This window comes from Leisingera sp. ABM4_101, assembly GCF_056158725.1.
In genome coordinates this window covers 2,810,519-2,828,285 of record NZ_JBSWTV010000002.1, presented here as the reverse complement: position 1 = coordinate 2,828,285, position 17,767 = coordinate 2,810,519, and the positions used below count along the sequence as shown (strand labels likewise).

Below are 17,767 nucleotides of genomic sequence, written 5' to 3'. Positions count from 1 at the left end.
TTCACGCCCGCTCAGGTTATCTGGGCGGGCGTTTTCTTTGCGGCGGAGCCTTCATGACCAACCGGATTGCCATCTTCCTCGGCCTGTTCCTGATTGCCGCTGCCATCATAGACATTGCGCTGTTCGGGGATCAGCACATGATCTTCCTGGGAAAGAAACTGTTTGCCCTGATCGACTGGGTCGCCTTCTGGCGCTGACCCGCGACCGCCAGCCAGTTGCATGCGCTTCAGCCTGCCGCTGGCGGAGTTGCTTCTTTCTGGTTGAAAATACTCCGGGGTGAATTGGCCGCAAGGCCAAGAGGGGCAGCACCCCTGCCCCTTTCCCCTGTCAAGCGCATTCCGCTGCGAGTTTGCCTGCCGCTTGTTCAGCCCGTCTTGCCCAGCCGTTCCAACAGCCGTTCCTTGACCAGGGGCGTCACGAATTTCGACACATCCCCGTCCAGCCGGGCGATCTCCTTGACCAGTTTCGAGGCAATCGCCTGATGCCGGGCCTCTGCCATCAGGAATACCGTCTCGACCGAACTGTCCAGCGCACGGTTCATGCCGACCATCTGGAATTCATACTCGAAATCAGCCACCGCCCGCAGGCCGCGGACGATGATCTGGGCGCCGACGTCGCGGGCGCAGTCGATCAGCAGGTTTTCGAACGGATGCGCAACGATTTCGGTGCCGGTCTCGGCACTCAGCTTGGCGCATTCCGCCTCGATCATCTCCACCCGCTCTTCCAGGTTGAACAATGGCCCTTTGTCGCGGTTGATGGCGACGCCGATCACCAGCTTGTCCACCAGCGCGCTGGCGCGGCGGATGATGTCGATATGCCCGATGGTGATCGGGTCAAAGGTGCCGGGATACAGACCCACACGCATGGGCGGCCTCCTGCCTAGTCAGAATTTCTGCACAGGCAAACATATCTGATGCTGCGAATGCAATAGGGCAGAAATACGGATCCTGCCCCTGCGGCTCAGTGCCCCATGATCATGTCCTGCAGCGCATCCTTCTCCATCGCAACCTGCGCCAATTGCGCCTTGACCGCATCGCCAATTGTTACGATTCCAATGAGTTTTCCGTCCTCGACCACCGGCATGTGGCGGAACCGCCCGTCTGTCATCTGCTGCAATATCTCGCCCACATTGGACTGGCTGGTGCAGGTGACCAGCTCGCGCGTCATATAGCCGCTGACAGGCTGGTCCAGGCAGCCGGAACCGCCCTTGGCCAGTTCCCGCACAATATCGCGTTCGGACAGGATTCCGTCCGGGTATTCGCCGTCAGCAGAAACCACCACGGTGCCAAAACGGTTGTCCGCCATCACTTTTGCAGCCTCAGCAACGCTCGCATCCAGAGGAACGGTGACAACACCGGAGCCGGCCTTTGACTTCAAAATCTCTTGAACAAGCATTCTGCACACACCTCCGTAATATTATTGCGTAATTCAGAGGTTTGCCGCAATGCAGCTTCAAGTCAAGGCTTCCAGGCGGGCCACCTCGTCGCGGATACCCTTGGACAGCGCCTGGGCAAAGCGGTTCAGACGTTCGCTGCGCTGGTCGCCCTGGTGCCGCACGAGGTGGAAACTGCGGCTGAGACTCACCTTGTCGGTCAGGATTTTGCGCAGCATCCGGTGCGCGGGCAGGCTGAAATCATGCGCTACGCAAATCGCGGTGCCCTGTGCCGCCATCTTGATCTGCACCGACACCGAATTGGAGGCCAGCGCCACCCGCTCAATGCCGATGTCATTGAGGTAATCCAGTTCCTTGTCAAAGATCATATCCGGGATATAGCCGATCATTTTATGGCCCTTCAGGTCCTCCAGGCTGGTGATCGGCGCGTGGTTCTTCAGGTAATGCCGTGAGGCCACCAGATGCAGCTTATAATCGCAGATCTTCTGCACCAGAAGTTTGCCCGCGGTGGGGGCGCTGACCGTGACTGCCATATCGGCCTCGCGGCGGCTGAGGTTGATTACCCGCGGCAGCGCCACGATCTGGATATCCAGGTCCGGGTTCTCCTCGGCAATCTGGGCGCAGACCTGCGGCAGCAGGTAATTGGCGCTGCCGTCCGGGGCGCCGATCCGGATCTGCCCGGACAAAGTGTCGCTGGGCCCGGTCAGCGCTTCGGTGCCCGCCCGCATTGCCTGCTCGGCCGCCTCCGCATGAACCAGCAGCCGGTCGCCGGCGGCGCTTAGGGCATAGCCTTGCGGCGATTTCACAAACAGCGGGGTTTCCAGCGCAGCCTCAAACCGGGCAATACGGCGTCCAACGGTGGCGGGGTCCATCTTGAGAATGCGGCCGGCGCCCGACAGGCTCGCCTCCCGCGCCACCGCCAAAAACACTTTCATATCATCCCACTGCGGATCCATTGGCCCCGGGTCCTCCGTTCTGCTGCTAACCTGACGTTAACCTTTTGCGTTCCTGCAAAGCCTCTTTGAAATGTTTCCTCTTTTCCGATGTTTTTTGCAAGCCTACGATATGGGCAAGATGAACAGAGGAGGATCCGATGAAAGAACTCGGCCACTTTATCAACGGCAAACTGGTCTCCGGCACCTCAGGCCGTTTTGACGATGTTTTCAACCCCGCAACCGGCGAAGTGCAGTACCAGTGCCCGATGGCCAGCGTGGCGGAAACCACTGACGCTATCGAAAAAGCCGCGGCAGCGCAGCCCGCATGGGGCGCCACCAACCCGCAAAAGCGTGCCCGCGTGATGATGGCCATGGTTGGCCTGATGAACCGCGACATGGACAAGCTGGCAGAGGCGCTGAGCCGCGAGCACGGCAAGACCATCCCGGACGCCAAGGGCGACCTGCAGCGCGGCCTGGAAGTGATCGAATACTGCATTGGCGCGCCGCAGATGCTGAAGGGTGAATTCACCGACAGCGCAGGCCCTGGCATCGACATGTACTCCATGCGCCAGCCGCTGGGTGTTGTCGGCTCCATCATGCCCTTCAACTTCCCGGCCATGATGCCGCTGTGGCACGTCGGCCCGGCCCTGGCCTGCGGCAACGCCGTGGTGCTGAAACCGTCCGAGCGCGACCCCTCCGTGCCGCTGATGCTGGCTGAGCTGTTCGTTGAGGCCGGCCTGCCGGAAGGCGTGTTCCAGGTGGTGAACGGCGACCGTGAGGCGGTTGACACCATTCTGGACAGCGAGATCATCCAAGGCGTGTCCTTCGTGGGCTCCACCCCGATCGCGCAGTACATCTATTCCCGCGCCACTGCCAACGGCAAGCGCGCCCAGTGCTTCGGCGGTGCCAAGAACCACATGATCGTGATGCCCGACGCCGATCTGGACCAGGCCGCTGACGCGCTGGTCGGTGCAGGCTTTGGCGCGGCCGGCGAACGCTGCATGGCGATCTCGGTTGCAGTTCCGGTTGGTGAGGAAACCGCCGACAAGCTGATCGAAAAACTGATCCCGCGCATCGAGAAACTGAAAGTCGGCCCCTACACCGCCGGCGACGACGTCGACCTGGGCCCGGTTGTAACCGCGGCCGCCAAGGAACGCATCCTGGGCCTGATCCAGTCCGGCGTTGATCAAGGCGCCAAGCTGGTGGTCGACAACCGCGACTTCAAACTGCAGGGCTACGAGGACGGTTTCTTTGTCGGCGCCCACCTGTTCGACCATGTCACCACCGACATGGACATCTACAAGCAGGAGATCTTTGGCCCGGTGCTTTCCACTGTGCGTGCAGGCACTTACGAGGAAGCCTTGAAGCTGGCGATGGATCACGAGTACGGCAACGGCACCGCGATCTTCACCCGTGACGGCGACACCGCGCGTGATTTTGCAAGCCGTGTGAACATCGGCATGGTGGGCATCAACGTGCCGATCCCGGTGCCGCTGGCCTACCACACCTTCGGCGGCTGGAAGAAGTCGATGTTCGGCGACCTGAACCAGCACGGCCCGGACAGCTTCAAATTTTACACCCGCACCAAGACCGTGACCTCCCGCTGGCCCTCGGGCATCAAAGAAGGCGGCGAGTTCAACTTCAAGGCAATGGACTAAACCTCTGCCTCTTAACAGGAAAAGGCCCCGGATTTTCCGGGGCCTTTTTCTTGGGCGGCCACCTTGCCCACGCAGAGCCGTTTCGTCTGATGGCGTTTTTGCCGGCACGGCGCCACGTAAAATAAGCGTTTTGGCCAGTTTTTGCTTGTTCCGCGGCGTAACTCGTCTATCCGGTCAGCAACAGACAGACAAACGGCAGGCGCATGAGCAAGACAGAAGAACAGAACCAGCCGCAGGCGGCTGCAAAGACCGCCCGCGACTGGGTCAAGATCCTGGCCCAATACCGCGACCCCAATCCGTTGCGCAGCAGCTTTGAGCTGGCAGTGACAATTGTGCCCTTTCTGCTGCTCTGGGCGCTGGCCTGGTGGTCGCTATCGGTCAGCTACTGGCTGACGCTGGCAATCTCGGTGCTGATCGCAGCCTTCCTGTTGCGCCTGTTCACTATCCAGCACGATTGCGGCCATGGGTCCTTCTTTGCCAACCGGCATGTCAGCGACTGGGTGGGCCGCATCATCGGCGTTCTGACGCTGACCCCCTATGACGTCTGGCGCCGCACCCATTCGATTCACCACAGCACCCACGGCAACTTGGATAAGCGCGGCATGGGCGACATCCACACAATGACGGTGGCCGAGTACCGCGCCGCCAGCCGCTGGGACCGGCTGATGTACCGGCTGTACCGCCATCCGGTCACGCTGTTTGCCATTGGCCCCGGCTATCTGTTCTTCCTCCAGAACCGTATTCCCTACGGTCTGACAGGCCAGGCCCGCTACTGGATCAGCGCGATGGGCACCAATGTTTCGATCCTCGGGGCGCTGGGGCTGATCTGGTATTTCGGCGGCCTTATGCCGCTTTTGCTGATCTTCCTGCCCGCCACCCTGATCGCCGCCACCGCCGGGCTGTGGCTGTTTTATGTGCAGCACCAGTTCGAGACCACCCAATGGGAGAGTGAAGAAGACTGGCAGCTGCATGACGCCGCGCTGCACGGCAGCTCGCATTACGTGCTGCCGCCGGTGCTGCAATGGCTCAGCGCTAATATCGGCATCCACCATGTGCACCACCTCTACAGCCGCATCCCGTTCTACCGGCTGCCGCAAGTGCTGCGGGACCACGCGGAACTGGCCGAAGGCAACCGGATGACCATCCGCGAAAGCCTGGCCAATGCGCGCCTGCACTTGTGGGATGAGGACAGCAAGCGCCTCTTGTCCTTCGCCCAGGCCCGCAGCCTCTATTCCTGACCCCGGCACAGCCCTCAGGCGGCGGTCTTCCGCCGCCCTGGGCAACACAAGCCTGTGAGCCGCCGTAAAACCGCTCTGCCGCCCCTAGGAAATTCCGCCAGCCTGCTTATCTTGCTGCGGAGTTTTCGAGCAGCACGGTTGAGGAATAATGACCAAACTCCGTATCACCCGCCGCGCCACCCTGATGGGCCTTGGCGCCTCTCTTGCCGCGCCGGCGGTCCTGCGCGCGCAATCCACTGACGCGTTTCCGCAGAATGAACAGGCGATCCGCGAACAGGTTCCCGTGCAGCGCAACATCTCTGCCTTCTCGCAGCAGAACTGGCAGGATCACTTTGACGAGCTGGGTGCTGGCTGCCTGCTGGCCGACATCAGCTCCCGCGCGCTGCATTACTGGGGACCGGACGGTGAGACCTACCGCCTGTTCCCGTCGTCGGTTCCAATGACCGAAGACCTGACCAAACGCGGCTACACCAAGGTTGTGCGCAAACGCGAGAACCCCAGCTGGACGCCCACCGCCTCTATGCGCGAGCGCGACCCGACGCTGCCGGTCCGTATCGAGGGCGGCGTGTCCGGCAACCCGCTGGGCACCCGTGCAATGTATCTGGACTGGCCCGCCTATCTGGTCCACGGCACCCACGACACCCGCAAGATCGGGCGGCAAAGCTCCTCGGGCTGTATCGGCCTTTATAACCAGCACGTCGAAGAACTGTATGAGATGGTGCAGATCGGCACCCAGGTGCGGCTGGTGTAGCACTGGCAGAAACGGTGTTATGAAAAAGGGTGCGGCATTGGCCGCACCCTTTTCTTTTTTGGAACCTGGCTACTGGGTCAGGCTGATGTGATCAGGTTCGAGGCCCGCGTTGTAGCGCTCCAGCGCCTTTTCCATCAGCACCTCGAAATTGCGGGTGAATTTTTCGGTGTCATAGAGCGGCCCATCGGCGATCCCCTGTTTCACCCGCGCCTTTACATCCGCCAAATACTCCGGATCCCGGGCCAGTTTCAGTGCAAGAGCCTGATACTGCGTAACCGACCCGGCGGCCAATTCACTCACCCCGACAGCACTCAGCAAGCTGCTGGCAACGCGTGCGGCAAATTGTTTGCCTGTCTTGGTGACGACCGGAACCCCGGCCCACAAAGCGTCACTGGCGGTGGTATGCGCATTGACGGCAAAACAATCCAGGAAAACATCGGCCAGCGGCAGACGAGCCAGGTGGTCTTTTTGCTCGGCAAAGCCGGCAAACACGATCCGCTCCGCTCCAATCCCCCTTTTCTGTGCTTCCTTCAACAGGTTCTCCCGGATCTCTGAACGTGTTGCGTACAACCAAAGAACACTGCCAGGAACCAGTTTGAGAAGCTTCATCCAGACATCAAATTCTTTTGGCGAAATTTTGTAAGGGCTGTTGAAGGAACAGAAGACAAAGGCGTCCTCAGGCAGTCCGGCCTCTGCCCGTGCCGGACGGTTCTGCGATGCGGAACGCTGATCGTCGTTTGCCTGGTAACAGTCCGGCATGTAGAGGATCTTTTCAGAATAGTGCTTGCGGTAGCGGGCTGGGATAGTCACAGGATCAGCGACCATGTAATCCATTCCAGGCAGGCCTGTTGTTCCGGGGTAGCCCAGAAAAGACACATGGACAGGAGCGAGTCTCCGGTTGAAAATGTTCAGCCGGTTGTCTTTCGTATACCCTTTAAGGTCGACAGCAATATCCAGATCATCTTCCCGGGCAATCCGAATGATCTCCCCGTGCTCTTTGCCAGCTACAAACCGATAGGTATCAGCTGTTTCCCGGGCTTTTTTGCGGCCTTCCTCATCGCCCTTGACACCATAGTCATAGAGAAAAATCTCAAACTTGCTGCGGTCATGCAGTGCCAGCTGGCGCCCCATAAGAAACATCGTTGCATGGGTGTGGAAATCTGACGAGAAATACCCGATCCGGATTTTCCGGTCCTCCGCTCTGGGCCGGTCAAAAGTGAATTGGTCTATTTCTGTTTTCAATACCGCTGCAGCCGTTTCCGACACTTTCTTCTGCATGGCCGGATCATCTGCAAGGTTCAGTAGCGCAAAGGGGTCCGAATAGTGCCCCCCCTTTTTGAACAGCGGAACACGTTTTTCAGTATTCGCCAATTTGGTCCAATTGCAGTGCTGACGCTGCAGAAAGAACAGCCGCGACCACGCGTTCCCGTTCTTCGGATCAAACTTGACTGCGGCTTCGAAGTACCCGATTGCCTCTTCTTCCTGCTTCAAACGCATCAGGAAGCTGCCAATCTTCTCCAGACTCTTGGAGTTTGTCGGATCCAGTCTCAAAGCGTCGATGTGGGCAAGAATTGCTTGCTCAGGTTTGTTCATCATTTCAAGAACTTCACCTAACGCGGTGTGAATCATCCGGTAAGCACCGTCCAGCTCCAGAGCTTTGCGGAACAAAAACTCTGCGTCTGTGTATCTGCGTTTGAGCGCTAGCTTCCGGCCTTCTCGATACAGAGATGAAGCTTGTTCTTCGGGCGTGCCGACTACAGATCGGATCATTCCGTGCCTCTGGGACAAGGCAAACTCCGCCATTGCGCGGCCTCTTTCAGCCTTCAAAAGCTCTGATTTGGCATATGCTGCATCACCTGACCTTTTTGAACCTTGGGACGCCAAAAAGTGCGGGGCACCTGAATTCGACACTGATAAAACTCCTTTTGGAATGCTTGCGGCAGGTTTCCCCCGCAATCGGACAGTTTGAGACAGAGTTTCTCCGAAGTTTCTTAATATTCCCCTCACCCGCCGCCCCGCTGGCGCGGCATTGCTGCACGGCGGCTTTGCATTTGCGCAGCTTGCCTCAGCGCCCCCTGGCCGCTATTAAATAAACAACTGTTCAATTCATCTGAGCGACGGGAGGCGCGGCTCATGGATTTCGCACTGACAGAGGAACAGCAGGCCATATTCGACATGGCCCATGCATTCGGCCAGGAAAACATCGCACCGCATGCCCGCCAGTGGGAAAAGGACGGCACCATCCCCAAAACATTGTGGCCGCAGCTGGCGGAACTGGGGTTCGGCGGGCTTTACGTGTCCGAGGAATACGGCGGTTCCGGCCTCAGCCGCCTCGATGCCACCCTGGTGTTCGAAGCGCTGGCGATGGCCGACCCCGCGACCGGCTCCTTTCTGTCGATCCACAACATGTGCGGCGGCATGATCGACAAATTCGGCTCGGAGGAGACCAAGCAAAAATGGCTGCCGAGCCTGTGCACCATGGAAAAGGTGTTTTCCTACTGCCTGACCGAACCCGGCTCCGGTTCCGATGCCGCGGCGCTGAAAACCCGCGCCGAGCGCAGCAATGAGGGCTATGTGCTGAACGGAACCAAGGCGTTTATCTCCGGCGGCTCCTACTCCGACGCCTATGTCGTGATGTGCCGCACCGGCGAGGACGGCCCCAAAGGCATCTCCACCGTGGTGGTTGAGGATGGCACGCAGGGCCTGTCCTTCGGTGCGTTGGAGGACAAGATGGGCTGGAAGGCGCAGCCCACCTCGCAGGTGCAATTCGATGATTGCGCGATCCCCGCGGACAACCTGATCGGCGAGGAAGGCAAGGGCTTTTCCTATGCGATGGCGGGCCTCGACGGCGGCCGCCTGAATATCTCCGCAGGAGCACTTGGCGGCGCCCAGGCGGCGCTGGACCAGACCGTGCAGTATATGTCCGAGCGCAAGGCCTTTGGCAAATCCATCAACCAGTTCCAGGCGCTGCAGTTCCGGCTGGCGGAGTATGAAACCCGCCTTCAGGCCGCCCGCACCTTCCTCCGCCAGGCAGCGTGGAAGCTGGACATCGGCGCCCATGACGCTACCAAGTTTTGCGCCATGGCCAAACTGATGGTCACCGACACCGCTTTTGATGTGGCCAACGGCTGCCTGCAGCTGCACGGCGGCTACGGCTATCTGGCCGACTACGGTGTCGAGAAGATTGTCCGCGACCTGCGGGTGCACCAGATCCTGGAAGGCACCAACGAGATCATGCGTTTGATCGTCTCGCGTCAGCTGATTGCAGGTTGAACCGCCCTGCCCCAGACTGCCCGCACTATCCATTGATGGAGCACGCCCAATGAGTGACATCCATATCCGCAAGACTGGCCAGGCCGGCCGCATTACCTTCACCCGCCCCAATGCGCTCAACGCGATGAGCTATGAGATGTGCATGGCGATCGACTCCGCCATGCGCGGCTGGGCCGAGGACGACACCGTCAAGCTGGTGGTGATCGACGCCGAGGGCGAAAAGGCGTTCTGCGCAGGCGGCGACATTGCTGAACTTTATGACACCGGGACCAAGGGCGACTACTCCTATGGCCGTACCTTCTGGCGCGATGAATACCGGCTGAACGCGCGGATTTTCGAGTACAAGAAACCGGTGGTCAGCTTCATGCAGGGCTTCACCATGGGCGGCGGTGTCGGCATCGGCTGCCATGGCACCCACCGGGTTGTCGGCGAAAGCAGCCAGATCGCCATGCCGGAGGTCGGCATCGGCCTGGTACCGGATGTCGGCGGTTCGCTGATGCTGGCGCTGGCACCGGATCACCTGGGTGAATACCTCGGCATGACGGCGGCGCGGATGGGCGCGGATGACGCCATCCTCGCAGGCTTTGCCGACTATTTCATTCCTCAGGATCAATGGCCTGAATTGATTGCCGGGCTGGAAGAGACCGGCTCCCCCAAACTGGTCGAGGACACCGCCAAACCCGCCCCCGAAGGCAAACTGCGCGGGGCCCGCGAAGATGCCGCCAAGCATTTCGGCAAAGACAGCCTTGAGGCCATCCAGGAAAGCCTTGAGGCAGACGGCAGCGAGTTCGCCGCCGCAGCGCTGAAATCCCTGAACCGCAATTCTCCGCTGTCGATGGCCTGCACGCTGGCGATGCTGCGCCGCCTTCGCTCCGATGGCCCTGCCATCCGCCGGGCGCTGGACCTGGAATACCGCTACACCTTCCGCGCCATGGCCAAGGGGGATTTCCTGGAAGGCATCCGGGCCCAGATCATTGACAAGGACCGCAATCCGCAGTGGCAATATGCGGGCCAGACCGTGCCTGCACAGGCGGTCGAGGATATGCTGGCGCCCTTGGGCGCCGATGCGCTGACATTTGAGGAGGAACTCACATGAAGATCGGATTTATCGGGCTGGGCAATATGGGCGGTCCGATGGCCGCCAATCTGGCCAAGGCCGGCCATGAGGTCACCGGTTTCGACATGGCCGATGTCAGTATCGAGGGCGTGACCATGGCCGCCTCCGGCCCCGAGGCCGCAGCAGGCGCCGATGCGGTGATCACCATGCTGCCCAACGGCGCCATCCTGCGCCTTGTTGCGGCAGAGGTTATCCCGGCCATGGCCAAAGGCGCCGCCTTTATCGACTGCTCGACTGTCGATGTGGATTCCGCCCGCGCGGTTGCGGAACAGGCCGAGGCCGCTGGTTTGCTGTCCGTCGATGCGCCGGTCTCCGGCGGTATCGGCGGCGCTGCGGGCGGCACGCTTACCTTCATGGCCGGCGGCTCTGCAGAGGCCTTTGCCGCAGCAGAACCGCTGTTCGGTATCATGGGCCAGAAAGCCGTGCATTGCGGAGAGGCAGGCGCTGGACAAGCCGCCAAGATCTGCAACAACATGATTCTGGGCGTCACTATGATCGCCACCTGCGAGGCTTTTGCCCTGGCTGACAAGCTGGGCCTTGACCGGCAGAAGATGTTCGATGTGGTCTCCACCTCCTCTGGCTACAGCTGGACCATGAACGCCTATTGCCCTGCCCCCGGTGTCGGCCCGCAGTCGCCCGCCGACAACAGCTACCAGCCGGGTTTCGCCGCGGAGCTGATGCTCAAGGATCTGGGCCTCAGCCAGCAAGCGGCGGAAAGCGCAGACGCGGACACGCCGATGGGCGAGCTGGCAATGGCGCTGTACAGGAAATTCGTCGAGGACGAAGACGGCAAGGGCATGGATTTCTCTGCAATGCTGCCCCGGTTTGAGCAGCGCAGCCGCGGCGGCTGACCGCGCGCAGCCTCAGAAATACCTGTTTAAGGCGGCCCGTTGCAGGCCGCCTTTTTCATCCGCCTTCTCTGAAAATACCCGTAAAATTCGAATAAACTCCAGGATTTTGGCACCAGCCTGCCACAGTTCCGTCCAAGTTCAGCAGCATTCCGGTAAGCGAATATTAACGACGCATTCCCGGAGGCTTGCTGCCCGATATGGCCACGGCAACCGAACTGAACATCAACTCTTCCGCCACCGCCACCCAAATGGCGGAGGAGATTTTTGGCGACGGCGTTACTGTAAACAGCGCCAGCTACAGCGGCGACAACCTGTCATCGGGCATCTACACCGGCGCCGATACCACCACCCCGGGCGTGGCGCCTGCGGATTCGGGTGTGATCCTGTCTACCGGCTATGCCCGTGACTTTACCAACAGCGACGGCTCCACCAACACCAACGTCCGCGGCAACACCAGCACCAATACCAGCGGTGCGAACAACGACGCCGACTTTAACGCGCTGGCAGGCGCCGCAACCCGCGACGCCGCGTTCCTGGAAATCGACTTCACCCCGGACGGCGACACGCTGACCATCGACTTCGTGCTATCCTCAGAGGAATATCCGGAATTCTCCAATTCCCAGTACAACGACGTGGTCGGCGTCTGGGTGAACGGGGTTGAGGCACAGGTTTCTATCGGTAACGGAACCGCCTCCATCGGCAATATCAATGATGGCACCGAAAACATCTATGTCGACAACACCGGCGACCAGTTCAACACAGAGATGGACGGGTTCACCATCACCCTGACCTTTGTCGCACCGGTGAATCCAGGTGTCATCAACACCCTGAAAATCGGTGTCGCCGATACCGTAGACAGCAGCTATGACACCAACCTGCTGATTGCCGGCGGGTCGGTGCAAACGGCCGTGGTTGCGCAGGACGACCAGGAAGACATCGCGATCAACAAGACCCGGGTGATCGACGTGCTGGACAATGACAGCTCCACGGCCGGCACGCTGACCATCACCCATATCAACGACCAGGCGGTCTCAGCCGGCGACACTGTCACCCTGACGACAGGCCAGCAGGTCACCCTGAACGCCAACGGCACCCTGACCGTGGTCACCGACGGCGACCTGGAAACCGTCTATTTCAACTACACGGCGGACAATGGCCTTGGGAACTCCGACACCGGCCTGGTCGAGATCAACCAGACCGTGCCCTGCTTCCTGCGCGGCACCCTGATCCGCACACCCGGCGGCGACGTTGCGGTCGAGGACCTGCGCCCGGGCATGGAAGTGCTGACCTATGACAACGGCCCCCAGGTGCTGAAATGGGCCGGAAGCCGCCGCACCCGCTGCACTGCTGACACCGCCCCGGTCCGTTTTGCCGCTGGCAGCTGCGGCAATAGCCGGGACCTCTATGTCTCGCCCCAGCACAGGATGGTTGTCTCCGGCCCGCTGGCGGTGTTGCTGTTCGGCGAGGAGGAAGTCCTGGTCAAGGCCAAGGATCTGGTCAACGACAAGACCGTCCGCCCGGCGCTGGAAATGCAGGAGGCGGAGTATTTCCACCTTCTGTTTGGCAGCCATCAGATTCTCTGGGCCAACGGCGCCCTCAGCGAAAGCTACCAGCCCGGCCCTGAAACCGCCGCGGGCTTTGATGCCGGCACACAAGCGGAAATCCGCGAGTTGTTCCCGGACCTCTGCGCAGAAACCGGCCGCGGCTATGGAAATGCCGCCCGGCTGTCGCTTCGCAGCTTCGAAGCGCGGGTTCTTGCCGCTGCGTAATCCGCCGCAGGCGGGCCGCCGCCGGCCGCTTTCGAGGGCTCTTGGAATCTCCGCCGGGCCGGTTATGTCAAAGACCGTTCAAAAGAGGATCCGCGTAAATGGTGCGCCGTTTTTTAGTTCCCGCAGTTGTTCTCGCCTCGGCCAGCGCCGTGGCCATCCCGCTGGCCGCAGGCAGCGGCCAGGACAAAATGAAACCCGCCAGCTTTGACTGCCCGCCGGGCCTGACCCGGCAATCGGCGCGATGCGTGCCGCCGGGCTACGCCAAAAAATTCTACCGCCGCGGCGATCACATCCTGGATGATTATGTCTGGATCGGCGATCCGGGCGGCTGGGCGCCGGACCCCTATGGCACCTATGTGCAGGCCGGCGGCTATGTCTATCAGGTGAACCGCGAAACCCAGAAGGTGCTGCGCCTGATCGGCGCTGCGGACACGCTCTCTCAGTAATAGCCGGGCAGCGCAGTCAGAGAGCGGCCATTGCCGCCAACGCCTGGCCTGTCTCCTCATCGGCAGGAAACAGCATCTCGATCCTCAGCTCCGACATGGCCAGATCACCGGTGCCGCCGAACTGGGTGATGGCGGAGAAGAAGGACAGTACTAGCCCGCCCAGCCGGTAGCGGGCCGGGATCACCGCTGGCAGCACGCTCTCCTGGGGCGCCGCATGGGCCGCAGTGTTTTCTTGCAGCCGGGCCACCGCCTTCTCAAGCACCGGGTCAGCCCCGAAATACACAAGCTCTGTCCTGAGCCGTGCCAGGCTGTGCCGCTCCACCTCCTCCAGATTGTCCAGCGCCGCCCGCAGCGCCGCATTCTCCAGGAGCGCCTCGATCAGGCTGCTGCCCTTCTCCACCCCTGCACCGCTGAGCATTTTCTCCATCGGCGGGTTCATCTCCAGCAGCCGCCAATGCCGGTCGATCATCATCGCCGGAAAAGGCGCATGCGCCGCCAGCATCCGCTCCGCCGCCTGCCTCAGCGGCGCCAGCGCTGCATCCTCCAGATCCCGGCTCGCATAGGCAGGCGCCAGCCCCGCTGCCGTAAGAAACTGGTTCTGCGCCCCGCCTGGCAACTGCAGCGCCTCGCTCAGCCGCAGCACCATACCCCGGCTTGGACGCGCTCGGCTGCTCTCCAGAAACGACAGGTGCCGGGCTGAGACCCCAGCCTCCAGCGCCAGCTGCATCTGGCTCATCCGCCGCAGGCTGCGCCATTTCTTCAGAACCGCGCCAAAGCTCTCCGCCATCCACTGCCTCCCTTTTCAACAGCATAAGGGCTTGCGGCCGGGAATTCACTTACCCCACAGGTAATTGTTTTGCCTCCCTTCGCCACTGCACCCTGCAACGGAGATTGTACAGGAGCCCCCAATGACCCACACCGCCGCCATCCGCATCCTCAAGACCGCCTCCATCCTTTCAGCAGCCTTTGGCCTCGCCATGGTGCTGGCCCTGGCCACGCCCTTGGCCCTTCCGCTGAGCCTGTTCATCGACCTCGCATTCCTGCCGGTGGACGGCGCCCAGGCGCTGGCGCCCGGCGCGGCCTCACTGATGACAGCCATCAGCGGCGGGCTGATGTGCGGATTCTGTGTGCTGATCTATCTGTTGACAGAGCACGTCTACAGCACCGATCCGGCCCTCGGCCGCCGCCTGCTGATCCCGGCGCTGCTGGCCTGGTACATCCCTGACAGCCTCGGCTCCCTCGCCGCCGGTGCCTGGTTCAACGTGGTGATGAACACGGCCTTCCTGGCGCTGTTCCTGGTTCCGCTGCTTCTGGCCCGCCCAACTGCCGTGCAACCCGCATAAGAAAGGGGGCGCCATCGCCCCCTGTTCACCTTTGCAGAAATACTCCGGGGTGAATTGGCCAACGGCCAAGAGGGGCAGCGCCCCTCCCACCTCAAACGCTTCCCCTACTCCGCAGCCACCTTCCGCGCCGCCAGAATGTCCTTCAGATAGCGCCCGGTATGGCTGCGCGGTTCGTCCGCCACTGCTTCGGGCGTACCGGCCGCAACAATCTCGCCGCCGCCGTCACCGCCCTCGGGGCCAATGTCGATAATCCAGTCGGCGGTCTTGACCACATCCAGGTTGTGTTCAATCACCACCACCGAATTGCCCTGCTCCACCAGCTCGTGCAGCACCTCCAGCAGCTTCTTCACATCCTCGAAATGCAGGCCGGTGGTCGGTTCATCCAGGATGTACAGCGTCCGCCCGGTGGAGCGTTTCGATAGCTCCTTGGACAGTTTCACCCGCTGCGCCTCGCCGCCCGACAGCGTGGTCGCCTGCTGGCCCACCTTGATATAGCCAAGGCCAACCCGCATCAGCGCATCCATCTTGTCGCGGATCGCCGGAACTGCCTGGAAAAACTCCTGCGCATCCTCCACGGTCATATCAAGCACATCGGCGATGCTCTTGCCCTTGAACTTGATTTCCAGCGTTTCCCGGTTATAACGCGCGCCCTTGCAGGTCTCGCAGGTCACATAAACGTCGGGCAGGAAGTGCATTTCGATCTTGATGACCCCGTCACCCTGGCAGGCCTCGCAGCGGCCGCCCTTGACGTTGAAGGAAAACCGCCCGGGTTTATACCCCCGCGTCTTGGCCTCCGGCAGGCCGGCAAACCAATCGCGGATCGGGGTGAAGGCACCAGTGTAAGTGGCTGGATTCGACCGCGGCGTGCGCCCGATCGGGCGCTGATCGATGTCGATCACCTTGTCCAGATGCTCCAGCCCCTTGATGCTCTCGCAAGGCGCTGGTGTCTGGCGCGCGCCATTAAGCCGCATCGAGGCGGTTTTGAAAAGCGTCTCGATGGTCAGCGTCGACTTGCCGCCGCCGGACACGCCTGTCACACAGACAAACTTGCCCAGCGGGAACTCGGCCGTCACCTCTTTCAGGTTGTTGCCGGTGGCCTTCACCACCTTGATTTTCTTCTTGTTGCCCTTGCGGCGCTTGGGGGGCACCGCGATTTCCCGTGTGCCCGCCAGATACTGGCCGGTGATCGACCCGGTGTCCGACGCAATGGCTTGCGGCGTGCCGTGGCTCACCACCTCACCGCCATGCACACCGGCGCCGGGGCCGATGTCGAACACATAATCTGCTTGGCGGATCATGTCCTCGTCATGCTCCACCACGATCACGGTGTTGCCCTGGTCGCGCAGGTTCTTGAGCGTGCCGATCAGCCGGTCGTTGTCGCGCTGGTGCAGGCCAATCGACGGCTCATCCAGCACATACAGCACCCCGGTCAGGCCAGACCCGATCTGGCTCGCCAGACGGATCCGCTGGCTCTCGCCGCCGGACAGGGTGCCGGAATTGCGGCTTAGCGTCAGATACTCCAGCCCCACGTTATTCAGGAAGCCCAGCCGCTCGCGGATCTCCTTGACGATGGCGCGGGCGATCTCCTGCTTCTGCTGGCTCAGATGGTTCGGCACATCCTCGATCCAGGCCAGCGCCTCGCGGATCGACAGCTGCACCACATGGCCCACATGCCTCTCTGCGATCCGCACCGCCAGCGCTTCCTCGCGCAGCCGGTGTCCGCGGCACGCACCGCAGGAGCGGTTGTTCTGATAGCGTTCGAACTCTTCGCGGATCCAGTTCGAATCCGTTTCGCGGTATCGCCGCTCCATGTTCGGGATCACGCCCTCGAACGTGCGCTCCACCTGATAGACCCGGCCGCCCTCGTCATAGCGGAACAGGATTTCTTCGTCGCCCGACCCATAGAGAAACACCTGCTGCACCTTCTCGGGCAGGTCTTTCCAGACTGTGTTCTTGTCAAACTCATAGTGTTTGGCGATGGCCTCGATGGTCTGCAGGAAATAGGGTGACTTGCCCTTGCGCCAGGGCGCCAGTGCGCCGTCATAAACCTTCAGGCTCTGATCCGGCACCACCAGCCGCTCGTCAAAGAACAGCTCCACCCCCAGGCCGTCGCATTCCGGGCATGCCCCGAAGGGCGCGTTGAAGGAGAACAGCCGCGGCTCGATTTCCGGGATGGTGAAACCGCTGACCGGGCAGGCAAAGTTTTCGCTGAAGGTGATCCGCTCCGGCTCGCCCTCGCGCGGGGCGGTCTCAAGAATGGCGATGCCGTCGGCCAGATCCAGGGCCGTGCGCAAGCTGTCAGCCAGCCGCGTCTCCATGCCGGTCCGCACCACCAGACGGTCGACTACCACGTCAATGTCATGGCGGAACTTCTTGTCCAGCACCGGCGGTTCGTCCAGTTCATAGAACTCCCCGTCCACCTTCACCCGCTGGAAGCCCTGCTTGCGCAGCTCCAGGAATTCCTTCTTGTACTCGCCCTTGCGGTCGCGGACGATCGGCGCCAGCAGATAGCCGCGGGTGCCCTCCTCCATCTCCATGATCCGGTCGACCATGTCCTGCACCTGCTGCGCCTCGATGGGCAGCCCTGTGGCCGGCGAATAGGGCGTGCCGGCACGGGCAAACAGCAGACGCATGTAGTCATAAATCTCGGTCACCGTGCCGACGGTGGAGCGCGGGTTTTTCGAGGTGGTCTTCTGCTCAATCGAGATCGCCGGAGACAGCCCGCTGATGTGATCCACATCCGGCTTTTCCATCATGTCGAGGAACTGGCGCGCATAGGCACTGAGCAATTCCACATAGCGGCGCTGGCCCTCGGCATAGATGGTGTCGAACGCGAGGCTGGACTTGCCCGAGCCCGAAAGGCCGGTGATCACCACCAGCTCATCGCGCGGAATATCCACGTCGATGCTCTTCAGATTGTGCTCGCGCGCGCCGCGCACTTCGATGGATTTCAGCTCAGCCATAATGCCCCCGTGCCCGCGCCGCCGAACCCA

At 61.4% G+C, this 17,767-nt stretch carries 16 protein-coding genes; 10 read left to right on the top strand and 6 right to left on the bottom strand.

Annotation, left to right across the window (positions count from 1 at the left end):
- Window positions 1-53: 53 nt before the first annotated feature.
- Window positions 54-197 (top strand): hypothetical protein, encoded by a 144-nt coding sequence (locus ACXAEK_RS15045; RefSeq protein WP_475043094.1) that lies wholly within the window; start codon window positions 54-56, stop codon window positions 195-197.
- Between the two features lie 167 nt (window positions 198-364).
- On the opposite strand, the gene coaD is transcribed toward ACXAEK_RS15045, so the two are convergent.
- The 3 genes from coaD to ACXAEK_RS15030 form a co-directional block, all read right to left on the bottom strand.
- A complete protein-coding gene (coaD, locus tag ACXAEK_RS15040) occupies window positions 365-865 on the bottom strand; it encodes a pantetheine-phosphate adenylyltransferase (protein WP_475043092.1) in 501 nt (166 codons plus the stop codon).
- Between the two features lie 95 nt (window positions 866-960).
- On the bottom strand, window positions 961-1,395 hold the full coding sequence (locus ACXAEK_RS15035) for a CBS domain-containing protein (protein ID WP_475043090.1): 435 nt from the start codon (window positions 1,393-1,395) through the stop codon (window positions 961-963).
- 57 nt (window positions 1,396-1,452) lie between these two features.
- Window positions 1,453-2,349, bottom strand: coding sequence for a LysR family transcriptional regulator (locus ACXAEK_RS15030; RefSeq protein ID WP_475043088.1), 897 nt, complete (start codon window positions 2,347-2,349; stop codon window positions 1,453-1,455).
- A 137-nt stretch (window positions 2,350-2,486) separates the two neighbouring features.
- On the opposite strand from ACXAEK_RS15030, the gene ACXAEK_RS15025 reads away from it, so the two are divergent.
- The 3 genes from ACXAEK_RS15025 (at window position 2,487) to ACXAEK_RS15015 (ending at window position 5,975) form a co-directional block, all read left to right on the top strand.
- Complete coding sequence (locus ACXAEK_RS15025; protein WP_475043086.1) at window positions 2,487-3,986, top strand: CoA-acylating methylmalonate-semialdehyde dehydrogenase; 1,500 nt, start codon at window positions 2,487-2,489, stop codon at window positions 3,984-3,986.
- 203 nt (window positions 3,987-4,189) lie between these two features.
- A complete protein-coding gene (locus tag ACXAEK_RS15020) occupies window positions 4,190-5,224 on the top strand; it encodes a fatty acid desaturase (protein WP_475043084.1) in 1,035 nt (344 codons plus the stop codon).
- A gap of 148 nt (window positions 5,225-5,372) precedes the next feature.
- On the top strand, window positions 5,373-5,975 hold the full coding sequence (locus ACXAEK_RS15015; RefSeq protein ID WP_475043082.1) for a L,D-transpeptidase: 603 nt from the start codon (window positions 5,373-5,375) through the stop codon (window positions 5,973-5,975).
- 69 nt (window positions 5,976-6,044) lie between these two features.
- Here ACXAEK_RS15015 and ACXAEK_RS15010 read toward each other — a convergent pair whose 3' ends face one another.
- Complete coding sequence (locus ACXAEK_RS15010) at window positions 6,045-7,778, bottom strand: O-linked N-acetylglucosamine transferase, SPINDLY family protein (protein WP_475043080.1); 1,734 nt, start codon at window positions 7,776-7,778, stop codon at window positions 6,045-6,047.
- A 330-nt stretch (window positions 7,779-8,108) separates the two neighbouring features.
- Here ACXAEK_RS15010 and ACXAEK_RS15005 point away from each other — a divergent pair, with 330 nt between their 5' ends.
- The 5 genes from ACXAEK_RS15005 (at window position 8,109) to ACXAEK_RS14985 (ending at window position 13,431) form a co-directional block, all read left to right on the top strand.
- Entirely contained in the window at window positions 8,109-9,248 is a 1,140-nt protein-coding gene (locus ACXAEK_RS15005) for an acyl-CoA dehydrogenase family protein (protein WP_475043078.1), read from the top strand.
- Window positions 9,249-9,297: 49 nt separating this feature from the next.
- The gene (locus ACXAEK_RS15000) at window positions 9,298-10,344 is read left to right on the top strand and encodes an enoyl-CoA hydratase/isomerase family protein (RefSeq protein WP_475043076.1); all 1,047 of its coding nucleotides are present in this window, start codon (window positions 9,298-9,300) and stop codon (window positions 10,342-10,344) included.
- Entirely contained in the window at window positions 10,341-11,216 is an 876-nt protein-coding gene (mmsB, locus tag ACXAEK_RS14995) for a 3-hydroxyisobutyrate dehydrogenase (protein WP_475043074.1), read from the top strand. Before ACXAEK_RS15000 ends, mmsB begins: the two co-directional genes overlap by 4 nt.
- A 197-nt stretch (window positions 11,217-11,413) precedes the next feature.
- Window positions 11,414-12,985, top strand: coding sequence for a choice-of-anchor L domain-containing protein (locus ACXAEK_RS14990; RefSeq protein ID WP_475043072.1), 1,572 nt, complete (start codon window positions 11,414-11,416; stop codon window positions 12,983-12,985).
- Between the two features lie 98 nt (window positions 12,986-13,083).
- On the top strand, window positions 13,084-13,431 hold the full coding sequence (locus ACXAEK_RS14985; protein ID WP_475043071.1) for a hypothetical protein: 348 nt from the start codon (window positions 13,084-13,086) through the stop codon (window positions 13,429-13,431).
- A gap of 16 nt (window positions 13,432-13,447) precedes the next feature.
- On the opposite strand, the gene ACXAEK_RS14980 is transcribed toward ACXAEK_RS14985, so the two are convergent.
- Window positions 13,448-14,218 (bottom strand): helix-turn-helix domain-containing protein, encoded by a 771-nt coding sequence (locus ACXAEK_RS14980; protein WP_475043069.1) that lies wholly within the window; start codon window positions 14,216-14,218, stop codon window positions 13,448-13,450.
- A gap of 121 nt (window positions 14,219-14,339) precedes the next feature.
- Between ACXAEK_RS14980 and ACXAEK_RS14975 the strand changes: the two genes are divergently transcribed.
- Window positions 14,340-14,774 (top strand): excinuclease ABC subunit A, encoded by a 435-nt coding sequence (locus ACXAEK_RS14975; RefSeq protein ID WP_475043068.1) that lies wholly within the window; start codon window positions 14,340-14,342, stop codon window positions 14,772-14,774.
- A gap of 104 nt (window positions 14,775-14,878) precedes the next feature.
- On the opposite strand, the gene uvrA is transcribed toward ACXAEK_RS14975, so the two are convergent.
- On the bottom strand, window positions 14,879-17,737 hold the full coding sequence (gene uvrA, locus ACXAEK_RS14970; protein ID WP_475043066.1) for an excinuclease ABC subunit UvrA: 2,859 nt from the start codon (window positions 17,735-17,737) through the stop codon (window positions 14,879-14,881).
- Between the last annotated feature and the right edge of the window lie 30 nt (window positions 17,738-17,767).

Excerpts from the sequence above, each read along its gene's own strand:
- ACXAEK_RS15045 (WP_475043094.1), top strand. The coding sequence starts at position 54 with ATGACCAACCGGATTGCCATCTTCCTCGGCCTGTTCCTGATTGCCGCT.
- coaD (WP_475043092.1), bottom strand. The coding sequence starts at position 865 with ATGCGTGTGGGTCTGTATCCCGGCACCTTTGACCCGATCACCATCGGG.
- ACXAEK_RS15035 (WP_475043090.1), bottom strand. The coding sequence starts at position 1,395 with ATGCTTGTTCAAGAGATTTTGAAGTCAAAGGCCGGCTCCGGTGTTGTC.
- ACXAEK_RS15030 (WP_475043088.1), bottom strand. The coding sequence starts at position 2,349 with ATGGATCCGCAGTGGGATGATATGAAAGTGTTTTTGGCGGTGGCGCGG.
- ACXAEK_RS15025 (WP_475043086.1), top strand. The coding sequence starts at position 2,487 with ATGAAAGAACTCGGCCACTTTATCAACGGCAAACTGGTCTCCGGCACC.
- ACXAEK_RS15020 (WP_475043084.1), top strand. The coding sequence starts at position 4,190 with ATGAGCAAGACAGAAGAACAGAACCAGCCGCAGGCGGCTGCAAAGACC.
- ACXAEK_RS15015 (WP_475043082.1), top strand. The coding sequence starts at position 5,373 with ATGACCAAACTCCGTATCACCCGCCGCGCCACCCTGATGGGCCTTGGC.
- ACXAEK_RS15010 (WP_475043080.1), bottom strand. The coding sequence starts at position 7,778 with ATGGCGGAGTTTGCCTTGTCCCAGAGGCACGGAATGATCCGATCTGTA.
- ACXAEK_RS15005 (WP_475043078.1), top strand. The coding sequence starts at position 8,109 with ATGGATTTCGCACTGACAGAGGAACAGCAGGCCATATTCGACATGGCC.
- ACXAEK_RS15000 (WP_475043076.1), top strand. The coding sequence starts at position 9,298 with ATGAGTGACATCCATATCCGCAAGACTGGCCAGGCCGGCCGCATTACC.
- mmsB (WP_475043074.1), top strand. The coding sequence starts at position 10,341 with ATGAAGATCGGATTTATCGGGCTGGGCAATATGGGCGGTCCGATGGCC.
- ACXAEK_RS14990 (WP_475043072.1), top strand. The coding sequence starts at position 11,414 with ATGGCCACGGCAACCGAACTGAACATCAACTCTTCCGCCACCGCCACC.
- ACXAEK_RS14985 (WP_475043071.1), top strand. The coding sequence starts at position 13,084 with ATGGTGCGCCGTTTTTTAGTTCCCGCAGTTGTTCTCGCCTCGGCCAGC.
- ACXAEK_RS14980 (WP_475043069.1), bottom strand. The coding sequence starts at position 14,218 with ATGGCGGAGAGCTTTGGCGCGGTTCTGAAGAAATGGCGCAGCCTGCGG.
- ACXAEK_RS14975 (WP_475043068.1), top strand. The coding sequence starts at position 14,340 with ATGACCCACACCGCCGCCATCCGCATCCTCAAGACCGCCTCCATCCTT.
- uvrA (WP_475043066.1), bottom strand. The coding sequence starts at position 17,737 with ATGGCTGAGCTGAAATCCATCGAAGTGCGCGGCGCGCGCGAGCACAAT.